Genomic DNA, 10689 nt, shown 5'->3' with positions numbered 1-10689 from the left:
ACCCGCGCCTCGTGGCGTAAAACAAGCCGAGACTCTAATTGCCGCTGGATGAAAGCTCGGGGGCAGGTCAGGTGAGGTTGAGAAGACTTGGCTCAACGAGGTTCGGGCGACTGCAGCGAAGCGCGCCCACTAAACGCCACGAGTTCAACCGCGCAGTGTAGCTAGGAAGGACGAGTCGATCGATTCAACGGCATCTTCCAGGAAAGTCTTGCCCAGTTTTGATGCCCGCCGATAAGCGGACACGAGTGCTGATCTCGACCCGGGTCGGCGAATTAGGATGAGCCGAACGTCACTGCGTACGAGGTCCTTGACATCGGGAAGGGCGAGTGCGTCGAAGCGGGTCGCCATGTCGATCCGCGCCGGCATCAATCGCGCGTCGTTTGGTGCGACGAAATATGCCATCTTCAGGGCCTCGACCACGACCGGATCGTGCGGGTCGCGCTGGACCTGAAGCAGCGCCAGCGCCAGCCATAGTTCAGGATTGTAAGGAGACGTCGACAACGTCCGCCGGACCCGGCTGAGAGCGTCGGTATGCGCTATTGATCGCAGGATCGTGGCCCTTTGCCGACCGGACTCGATTGTCTGCAGCGCGGCGATCAAGGCATGATTGCTCTCCAGCTCCGATCCAAACGGCGGGCGCGTTCCCAGCAATGAGGGCGCCTCTCCAGTCCACCGCGTCCCAATCTCGGCCGCATCTGTGGGAAATGTCGTCCGACCCAGCGCCGTCACCTCCGCCACGGCCGATACAATCGCATAGGATCCGACCGTCAAGGCCAACGCCATCAGAAGAATGCGAAATCTGCTCGATGACTTCATTTTCGATGCATAGTTCATACAAAGCCAATGTTACGGCTCGCGGCATTCCGCCGAGCGGTCGGCGCCGCTGGTCCGTCCTACCGATTGTGCAAGTCCAACTCCGACCATCACCGCCACGATCGCTTGAATCGTGGGGTTTGAGAGGCTTGAATCAAGAAAGCTCTCACAGAGCACGACGACGACGACGGCCGCCGCGGCGGCGGCGAAAAAGGAATCGCGTCCTCGCCGAACGGCGCCGCGAAAGCTAACGAGGAAGAACTGGGCGGCGAAAGCTGCCAGGATGGCGCTCGCCAATCTTCCCGCCTCGACAGTCATCAAGACTGCGGTGGAAGGAGGGTCTGCCAGAGCAGCGCCGAACTCCTGATAGGCTATCGAAGTCAGCCTAAAGGTTCCGAGACCATTCCCCCACGTCGGTGCATCAGAGAGCAGGTGCTTTGCCGGCGCAAGTGCTTCCGGGGGGAGGCTGACGAATCCAAGGAGGCCCAAGCGTCCGGAGAGAGAGTGCGGCACAACCATCGCGCTGGCGATTGCTGCAAGGCCCAAGAACAATAGCGCCGAAGGCCAAAACCGAAATCCCAAGCGTCGGACAGCGGCTATGAACACGAGGACCATCAATCCGCAGCCAGTAACCGCCACCAATGTGTGTTGTCCGAGGGCCGCAAGTGCGGCGAACGCTAAGGCAATTCCCAACAGGCCGCAGAAAACGCCGACCCACAGTTGGGGCGAGGCCAGATTGCGGATGTTCTGCTGGTGCAGGTGGCGTTCGAGTGCCCGGGCGACGAGCGCGCCATTTATCAATATTGCAAGAGCGGCTGCTGCCGGAAACAGATTCGTAGCCGCGCCTGTCTGGGGAATGATTCCGGCGAACGCATCGAGCTGGCTGAGTAGGAACTCGACTGATATGAGGGTCGTCACTGCGCTTAATACGAACAGGATCGTTTCGGCCGTACGGCGATCCCTGGTGATGACGACGGTCGACACCAGGAGCGACACATTGACCAGATAGAGGAACAAGCTTTGTAACGTTGCGCCGGGATCAACGCTGATGCGGCCCGGCAGCGATGGTTGGTTCAATGCGATCGAAGTCGCCGACCAGATCGGGTTCGCAAGCGAAGACATCGGAAAGATTTGCATGGTCATCCAGACGACCGGAAGCAAGAATATGAGGAGAAATTGCTTCAGCAATGGCGCGGCCGACGCGATTTGCGTCTCCGGACCTCTTGTTACCATGGCGATCATCGTCGCAGTAGCAAGTGAAATCACATGCTGTGCGAAGGAGCCGCCTGTGATGGCCAAGATCGGAGCCGCGGCCATCAATGCGATCAAAAGCCGGGACGCGATGAACAATCGGAGAACCGTGAGACATGGAAGCGGGAATGGAGTGCAGCATTGCACGAGTGGGACATTGATACGCGGCGCATGGCCAAGAAAGCGACGCCACCCTCGTCTCGGTGATTGCCACTATGGCCCATCATCATAACGCGGCCTCCCAACTGGTGCAGCATGCGGTCGATTTGCGGCATTCGCGCGGCATGACAGTTTCGGGCTAGATTATCGAGCATAGCAGGACCGCGACAAGTAACGGAGAGCCGTCGCCAGTCCAGCCAGCGGCACCGCTCCGTGGATCGCTTTCGGTGCGGTCCCAATTTCAACTGCAAGCTCGTTTGCATTTTGCCAGTCGCTGGCAGCAAGCTTCGAGGCCTCGGCGGGTAGTTGGAGCGCCACGCCGCTCTGGATCACAGATGCCTGGAACTCTGCCCGCTTCTCTCCTGCTATGAGGGCTACGTTCGGTCGCGCCGAGCGGGACAGTGGCTCGAGTACAATCAGTACAATTTCGATACCACCTTTTCCGCATTGCAGGCTCAGGCCAGCAAGGCCCGTATCCGACTTGGCACTATCGACGACATGCATCACTGAAATGGCATCGGCGCCACCGTCCGGATTTTTGCTCTTCACCAGTCGCCATCCGCTCTCAAGCTGTGTCGATTGGCTGCCGGACTGGATCTGCTTGAACGCTTCTTCGTCGCAACGTCGACGCTGCTCGGCGGTGATCCCAGACCCGCAGTTCAGAATGCCCGGACTCATCGGCTCGGCTCGGCCGGGAGTTGTCGTCATCAAGAGACCAACACAGAGCAAAATTGAGCGCATCATCAAAAGCCCCGAATGCGCTAGCGCCAAATCATTCATGTTGTATCCAACGGCCCTGTCAAATATCGGACAAGCGCTGCCCACAGCTCCAGATCAAGCATCGGATGTTAATCGACGTAACCGTACCTCTTGTAGTATCGATTGCGATAGTAGGCCGCGCCGTACGTATCGTAGCGGCTCATCACTGACACGTTCACCTTGTTAAGAACCGCACCCAGCATACGCTCGCGCACAACCGGCGTTTCGCTTAGCACGCGCTCGACGATGTCCACTTTGGACTTCGCCCACTCGATGACAAGGATATAGGAATCAGCCAGCCCCCCGGTCGCCCGAACGTCGACGACGGGCGCCAACGGGCTAAGATCAAGAACGATACGATCAAAGTGCTGCCGTAGTTCCTGGAACAGGTCTTCCATCTGTTTCGAGGCCAGCAGGTCGCTCGAATTCGAGAAGCGCGATGTGATGGCACAAGGAAGAAATTGTAGATTCGTCTGCGGGTCTATCCAGACTACATCCCTCCAGTCGGCTTGGCCCAGGACGACGTGGATCAAGCCGCCCTGCGCAGCCGGAGTAAGCCTCGCGGTGAGGCTTGGGTTGCGAATGTCGCCGTCCATCAGCAGTGTACGGCAGCCGCTTTGCGCCAAGGTTTGGGCCAGCGCTTCGCTGATGGTGGACTTTCCCTCGTTCGGAAGAGCGGAGGTAATCCCCAGGACCTTGCTGGAGCCTGCACCGAAATTCGCAAAATCGCTGGCTAGCTTAATCGACCGAAATCCCTCTGCGAAGCGTGAAAACGGGGCATTGATCACGTGCCGCCCCACGCTCTCTTCGGTTGAAAGCAGACGGTCGCGATGGGACTGCTGGTGGCTGAACCCGGGCGAGGATCCATGGAGTGGCAACGTCGTGCCGGATCTTCCGTAACTCGTGGGTGCCTGCTGCGGTTTGGACTTGTCGCGTTTGCCGAATCGCCAGGCCGCTTTGCCGGATTGAACGGAATTCGCTTTGACGGCGCCCCGCTCTATCACCGGAATCGAAGCGAGACAGCGGGTCTCCACGAACTGCTCGACCTGCGAAGCGGTACGGAAGACGCGATCCATCATATCAAGCAGGATTGCAACGAGGGCTGCGAGAATCGACCCACCCACGATCGCCGCAAGTAGGATGAGTGTCGTTCTTGGCGACGTCTTGTTGGGAAGAGTCGACGCGGCCTGGCTGATCACCCTCGCTTCGGTAATGGGAAACGACTGCTGCTGAACCGAGACCATGTAGAGTTGCAGGAAGTTGTCTGACAATGCGCGAGCGCTCTGAGCGTTGCTTTCCAGATCTCTGAGGACGATTTGGGCCTGACCTGTATTATTCGAGACCGCTATCGTATCGTTCAAGCTCTTCTGGCTGGACTCTTCGCGCGCCTTGGCAATTTCAAGGTCACTCTTGTAGACCTCGGCGGTGCGCCGCAGTTCGTCGATGATCGAGCGTCGTAGTTCCCGCATCTGGTTGCGCAAATTGACGACCGCCAGATGTGTCGGTCCATACCGGTTCGACCAATCGGCCTGCTTGGCCGCGTACTCGAGATAGGTCTGGCGCAATTTGGTGATGACTGGGTTGGCCATCGTCTCGCTCACAGTCGCGAGGTCATTCAAAATGACCTTGGAATCGTCGCTGTCCGCATTCAATATCGCGGTGATGCGTTCGAGCTTAGCTTGTGCCTCCGCACGCTGGCTACGCGCAGCCGTCAGCGAAGTATTGATTTCAGCGAGTTGCTGCTCGGTGAGCAGTCGGCCGCCGGCGTCGATGATGTTGTTCTTGGCCTTGAAATCCGCAACAGTGCGTTCGGCAGAAGACGCCTGTGACCGCAATTCCTTCAATCGGTCCTGCAGCCAGACCGCCGCCCGTCTCGATGCCTGATATTTCGATTCCAACGAGTCCAAGATATAGCCGTCCGCGACTGCGTTGGCGATCCGCGCTGCCAGCTCCTGCGATAATGCCTGAAAGGAGATCTCGATAACATAGGTGACGCCGACGCGCTTGATGCTGAGGCCGCTCGCAAAGCGAGCGAGTGCTGCGCGCAGTATCTGCTCTTCCGTGGGCGGGGTCGATTCGGAGAATATTCCGGTAATCGCGCCACTGATGCTGCTGAGCAATCCGCCACCATCGCTCATGAAGTCTGCCGACCCCACAAGTTTTAAGTCCTTGATGACTTTGGTGGCGATCGCTTCGGACTTGAGAAGTTCGACCTGGCTGTCGACCATCGCCGAGTCGATCGGGTTGTCTCCGCCGCTCGCGGGCGCTTGTGTCTGCAGGCCCTGCATCTTACGGCTGTCGATCATCAGGATCGCCGTTCCGGTATATCGCTTCGGTGCCGTGAACACGTAGATGCCGGCAAGGCCGATGCACAGGAGCAGCGTGAAAATCATCACAGGATACTGCCGGCTCACCAGCGCGAGCGCGGAGGAGATGGTCTGCTCCAGCGATGGAGCCTCCGGCGCGGCGGTCTCGATCTCTCGAGATGTGATCTTCTGAAGCATCCCGCCCGCCTACCTAAATCTCTGTGAATGCGGCAACAGGCTGCCTTGTCGTCGCGCTGATTCGGGAATGGTAAAGTGCCGCTTAGAAGTCGTGCGTTGGCAGAACTCGACACGCCCGATGCGGTGATCGCGATCGCGGCGCTCGAGACTCGACCAACGCCATCGAGGCCCCGGCGAAACACCTACTTGGATCGTCCGACACGTTGTTTGGTCAGACAGGTTTCGGCAACGCTGCCGGGCCAATGTCGGTGCCGCTCGCCGCAAAATCGTCACAATGCCTCTCCGCCAACTCTGCCAAAAAAACCCGGACTTTCAAAACTAACGAGTTACGCCGCCTGAGAAGATCATGGGGTGCCCATGATCTGGGGAGACGGCTCGACCCGCATGCTGACGCGGTGGAATACGCGCGACCAGCATCGAATTCTGCAATGCAATATCGGCCTGAGTGTGACGGTCAAGCATGAGGATCGAGCAACTGCCACAGGAAAGGGAATCCGGTGCCGGAGTTACGTCCGAGCACGAGACGCAGGAGTGCGAACGAGCCTGGCTTCGGAGTATCCGCTATAGTGGCAGGGGTCGGCTTTGGAGTTCCACCGGTGAATCTCTGATCGTCCGAGCACTTAAAAATCACGCCAACGAGATCTCAATCAAAATCCTTGAACGACGATTCCCGATGCCAATCGACAAGCGAGCTTGCCAGGTCGTAGTCGAATTTGAACCCGCTTGCGATCAGATGCTTCGGAACTATGTTCGTAGAAAACCACAACTTCTTGATCCGGTCACGATTGATGCCGGTCTTGACGCCGACGGCCTGCAGCACCTCGAATGGAAGCACGGCCAGATTCATGAGCCATACCGGAATCGTTATCGTCGGCTTGGGGTATTCGGCAGCTTGAGAGAAGGCGGAGCAAATCTGGCTGATGGTGTAACGGTGCTCATAGCAGAAATTGTAGATCGACAGACTGTCGTTGCGAGACGCCATGAAGAGCATCGACGAGACGAGGTCCTTCACGTAGCCGCACGACTTGATGGTGTCGGTTCGGCCGGGATAGATGAAGGCCCGCCGTTCGAGAAGCCTCGACAATCGCGTAAAATTGCCTCGCTCGTAGCGGCCATAGATGACGGCGGGGCGTACGATGGTCAGCCGCCTGTCCGGGTCCTCCGACTGCCAAAGGCGATGGATCGCTTCGGCCGAGAGTTTGGAGCGTCCATAGGCACTGACCGGGACTGGCGTCGCATCTTCGGTAAGTGGGGTTTCGGTCGGACCGTAGACCGATATCGAGCTGGTAAAAATGATATTCCGGCTGCCAGTGTCTTTCGCAAATCGGCAGACGTGCACCGCACCCAGCACGTTTGTGTAATAATAGTCTCCGTCCGGATGACCCGGGGTGACATGGACCGCAGCCAGGTTGAAGATGTCGGCAGGCACCCCGCCACCCAGCTTCGGGTCGATTGGCTCACGGACATCATGATGGACATATTCGACGCCTTCGATGTGCGCCCTAGGCTTGCCGATGTCCACCGAAACGATCCTGTTGTAGCGCCCGGAAGCGAGCATCCGCGTCATCAGATGTGTACCGATGAAGCCTGCGCCTCCGAATACAATAGCCTGGGTGAGATTGGACATGTGCGCGAGGGTCAACGTGAGTGAAGGTGCTGAGTTAACTGCGACGAATTCCGGTCAGGGCTCCCCGGTAATCGAGCTCGCCCATTGGAGAGTTGCACGATCCGGTGCAAGAGTGGTGCCCGCCAAGACCGAGATCGCTTGACGTGTGGTGCCCCCGCTGGCGAGCGTTTTTGCGTCTGCAGATCAAGCATGCGTGGCTCATGCGGCGAGAACAACATCGTTACCGGCAGCGGGTGTGACATGCTCAGCGGAATCGGTTCCATCTGGGTTATCCTTAAATGCGGTGGCACTGGTTCGAGCGGGAACGCGAGTAGATGGGAAGATGTGCGGGTATGATCGTACTTTCTTGTGAAGGCATCACTTCGCGTCCAACCAGGTTGCTCGTTGGATCAGCAGCTCAATAGAGCTCGCGATACTCAAATTGAAAGTTCGTTGAACCGGCCGCGATCCCCAATAGCCTTTGCAGCTTCTGGTAGCCTGCGAGCGGAACGTCCATGCAATCGGAACTACCCGCGTAGCAAACCCGAACCCGGATCGATTGACCGCAAATGTTTTGAACCAGCACAATCTGCTCGATGATCTTGGGGTTGTTGGCTTGGGGGTGCGTCAACGGATTGACTGATATGCAAAGCTTTCCGTCTATAGTCGTGTGATTTGGCGCGAACGTACCTTCCATCGGCCGAACCGAACTCGAAGGCCGAGTGGAAATGCCGGAGCCGCCATACATCGGAGCAGACGTGCGACCGAAGCCTGAAATTTGAGCATCGGCCGTCGTCGCGAGGAGCGATGAAGCGATAGCCACAGAGATCGCCAAATAACCCTCTAAGTGCGTAGATAAGTTATCATGCATCTTCACTGCTCTGCACATCCATGATGGTTGGGGCCAGCTCTCGAAGGAAGCCGCGGTTATCGGCGGCAGGATAGAATTGCAGTTGCGGCAACAGAATGACGGGTAAAATAGTTCCCTGGATTGCAGGCGAGGAACTTGCCTCTTCCTTGCGCTTGAAAACATGTGCTAGAGGCTGCACCTCCCCGGATTGGGTGTCTAACGTCCGTCGGCTGTGATGTTCTCTCGGCCGTCATGCGACGTACTTACAACGCGAGTATTCTAGGCGGCGAATGTTGAAGGAGATACCAGGACACGCGGTGTTGTCGGAAGTCGAGCTGGCGATCCTGCCGCGCCTCTCGGTCGTCATTCCGAACCACAATTACGCAGCTTACGTGGGATCCGCGATCCGCAGCGCGCTGGACATACGATGGCCAAACGTCGAGGTGATCGTCGTCGATGACGGGTCGACAGACCATTCACTCGACGTGATCAACGAATTTGCAGACGAAGTCACAATCATCAGCCAGGCGAACGCCGGGCAGATGATGTCCTGCGTGAATGGCTTTGGCAGGTCGTCTGGCGATATCATCATATTTCTCGACTCGGACGATGCCTTGCATCCTGATGTGATGACGGAGATCGTATCCGTTTGGTCCAAAGCCGCGAGCAAATATCAGTTTCAGATGCGCGTGATCAATGCCGAGGGGCAGCCGACCGGAAACGTTCTGCCGCAGTACTTCTCCTGTCCGACATCGGAGGACGTCCGCAAGTGGATGGCAACCACCGGCGCTTATCCGACCCCGCCCGGGTCTGGAAATGCCTACCCGAAATGGTTTGTCGAGCGTGTTTTCGGCTTCGAGTCCGATTTCGTTGATCGGGCTCCGGACAGTTATCTTTTGGCGGCCGCTCCCGCGTGTGGCGAGATCGTGACAATCCCCAAACCATTGGCATATTATCGGGTGCACGGCCTCAATCACGGGGCGTTCCTTCAACTAGACGATACCCGCTTTGCGAGAGAGATCGACCTCACGCAGAGGCGGTACGGCTTCTTTTCCGAGATCGCGCGCACGGAGAAGCTGCCGATTGCGCCCGATGCGCTTAAGTGTAATTTGATATTTCTTTGCTTGCGGACAGCGTCGTTCAAGCTGCGGCCGGACCTTCATCCAATCGCGGCGGATAGTTCATTGAGCATCGCTGTCGATGCGCTTGGAGCGGCTGCGTCGCCGCAGGGGTTCTCAAGATCGCAGCGCATATCGCTGCTGGCGTGGATCTTCTGCATCCTCATCAGTCCGCGGTATTTTCGTCGCGCCCTGGTGAGCTTGCGGTACGTGCCTGCCCAGCGGCCGAAATGGTTGCGCGCGTTGCTCGGTCGATTCCGCATCATTCGATGAACACGGGGCAGGGCTGGGACACTTCGGTCAGAGAGCCCGAGGACGAATCGACCTCAGGCCAGCGCCTGGCGATTGCGACCATACGCACAGCATTGCCATCATGATCAGGAATGGAGCCATGGCGAGGTTGCCGCCGCCGAGCTGATAGCAGGCGAGCATTGTCAATGCGAGCATCGAGTTGTCTTTCCTGAAGATCGAGAGGACGAGATAAAACAGGAAGATCAGTAGCCCGATAATACCGTAATCCGCGACGAGCTTGAGAACGGGATTTCCGCTGCCGCCAAAGTAGGCGGGCGACCGTTCCAATCCGCCGGGCCCGGAGCCGATAAGCACTCTGTCGGTCTGAAAGAGATAGTCCCAAGTCTGTAGTTGGGCGACGTAACGAGCATAGCCGCTCGACTTGGTTGAACTGAATTCATCAAGCCTTCCAACGATGGGATCAAAAGGTTCCGGTGCAATGAGGTACGTTGTGCCGATCATCAAGGCAACGGCCGCCCCGATGGCGATAACCCGCAGTGATTTGAGCGGAGCAATCAGGGGATAGACACCGAGGGACACGACGAGCACCAGGAGGCCCGATCCGGATCGAGTGAGCACGTACGAGATCGCGTACAACGGAAGACAGGAAAGTCGCCGCAAAATGAACACATCGATGACAACACCTACAGCGAGCAATTGGGACAGCGCTCCCGGCTCTATCGGGAAAAACCCGTTCGCGCGCCGATTCAGCGAGCCATAAAATTCCACCGCATTTTGATTGTAGGCCGACTCGACGAGGACCGGATCGAGCGCCGGGATTGCATCCTTGAACGAGAAGATGCGGATTCCGCCGAATTGAAGAACGATCTGGACGATTGCCAGAACGGCGCAGAGGCGAACATAGAACAGGAAGACGGGAAGGACCGCCTCGTTGGAGAATCTCGTCGAGGGTCCGAACAGGAAGATCGAATTGGTGACAAGAACCATCGCAAGCGATGCCGAGCTGGTCTCGACACCGCGATCGGGAGATTCGACTGCGGCGACCGCGCTGAAGAGAAACCAGACGACCACGAGTCCGAATGCGAGAGTCTGCGGCCCGCGAATGCTCACCAGACCAACCCACCATCCCCACGCGACGAGCGCGAAGAATCCGAACAGCGAAAAGAAGATCTGTCCGGTTCCAATGAGGAGTCCGAAGCGCTGCATGCAAATGCACAGAATGAAGGCAATGTGCGCGAAAATGACGCTGTTGGTCTCGTCGCTTGACGCTGCTGCAGCGCGCTTGTTAGACGAGGTTCTGGCTGGGAATGTGTCGAGGCTCACCATGTTAGGACTCGTCGATTACTGTTTCGCGGCGCCTCGTCAGTGGGTGCGTCT

The 10689-nt window shown here is 57.8% G+C and carries 8 protein-coding genes; 1 reads left to right on the top strand and 7 read right to left on the bottom strand.

Translation table 11 applies throughout. The features are described 5' to 3' along the window. Nucleotides 1–144 precede the first annotated feature (144 nt). From IVB13_RS18960 to IVB13_RS18935, 6 genes are all read right to left on the bottom strand, one after another. Entirely contained in the window at nucleotides 145–834 is a 690-nt protein-coding gene (locus tag IVB13_RS18960; protein ID WP_247490016.1) for a hypothetical protein, read from the bottom strand. Nucleotides 835–846: 12 nt separating this feature from the next. Continuing rightward, complete coding sequence (locus tag IVB13_RS18955; protein WP_247490014.1) at nucleotides 847–2163, bottom strand: hypothetical protein; 1317 nt, start codon at nucleotides 2161–2163, stop codon at nucleotides 847–849. A gap of 204 nt (nucleotides 2164–2367) precedes the next feature. Beyond that, a complete protein-coding gene (locus IVB13_RS18950; RefSeq protein WP_247490012.1) occupies nucleotides 2368–3003 on the bottom strand; it encodes a hypothetical protein in 636 nt (211 codons plus the stop codon). A 68-nt stretch (nucleotides 3004–3071) separates the two neighbouring features. Continuing rightward, nucleotides 3072–5486 carry a polysaccharide biosynthesis tyrosine autokinase gene (locus IVB13_RS18945; RefSeq protein ID WP_247490010.1) on the bottom strand — a complete coding sequence of 805 codons (2415 nt, stop codon included), beginning with the start codon at nucleotides 5484–5486 and terminating at the stop codon, nucleotides 3072–3074. 643 nt (nucleotides 5487–6129) lie between these two features. Beyond that, a complete protein-coding gene (locus IVB13_RS18940) occupies nucleotides 6130–7113 on the bottom strand; it encodes an NAD(P)-dependent oxidoreductase (RefSeq protein ID WP_247490008.1) in 984 nt (327 codons plus the stop codon). 397 nt (nucleotides 7114–7510) lie between these two features. Continuing rightward, complete coding sequence (locus IVB13_RS18935) at nucleotides 7511–7969, bottom strand: hypothetical protein (RefSeq protein WP_247490006.1); 459 nt, start codon at nucleotides 7967–7969, stop codon at nucleotides 7511–7513. Nucleotides 7970–8262: 293 nt separating this feature from the next. Between IVB13_RS18935 and IVB13_RS18930 the strand changes: the two genes are divergently transcribed. After that, nucleotides 8263–9333, top strand: coding sequence for a glycosyltransferase family 2 protein (locus tag IVB13_RS18930; RefSeq protein ID WP_247490004.1), 1071 nt, complete (start codon nucleotides 8263–8265; stop codon nucleotides 9331–9333). Between the two features lie 27 nt (nucleotides 9334–9360). Here the strand turns inward: IVB13_RS18930 and IVB13_RS18925 are convergent, their stop codons facing one another. Then, nucleotides 9361–10638, bottom strand: coding sequence for a hypothetical protein (locus IVB13_RS18925; RefSeq protein WP_247490003.1), 1278 nt, complete (start codon nucleotides 10636–10638; stop codon nucleotides 9361–9363). Between the last annotated feature and the right edge of the window lie 51 nt (nucleotides 10639–10689).

The sequence above is a fragment of the Bradyrhizobium sp. 17 genome (assembly GCF_023073515.1).
Taxonomy (GTDB): Bacteria; Pseudomonadota; Alphaproteobacteria; order Rhizobiales; family Xanthobacteraceae; genus Bradyrhizobium; species Bradyrhizobium canariense_D.
The sequence above is the reverse complement of the archived record's forward strand: the minus strand, read 5'-3'. Positions and strand labels throughout refer to the sequence as shown.

Coding starts and splice junctions, on each gene's coding strand:
- IVB13_RS18960 (WP_247490016.1), bottom strand. CDS start 834: ATGAACTATGCATCGAAAATGAAGTCATCGAGCAGATTTCGCATTCTT.
- IVB13_RS18950 (WP_247490012.1), bottom strand. CDS start 3,003: ATGAATGATTTGGCGCTAGCGCATTCGGGGCTTTTGATGATGCGCTCA.
- IVB13_RS18945 (WP_247490010.1), bottom strand. CDS start 5,486: ATGCTTCAGAAGATCACATCTCGAGAGATCGAGACCGCCGCGCCGGAG.
- IVB13_RS18940 (WP_247490008.1), bottom strand. CDS start 7,113: ATGTCCAATCTCACCCAGGCTATTGTATTCGGAGGCGCAGGCTTCATC.
- IVB13_RS18925 (WP_247490003.1), bottom strand. CDS start 10,638: ATGGTGAGCCTCGACACATTCCCAGCCAGAACCTCGTCTAACAAGCGC.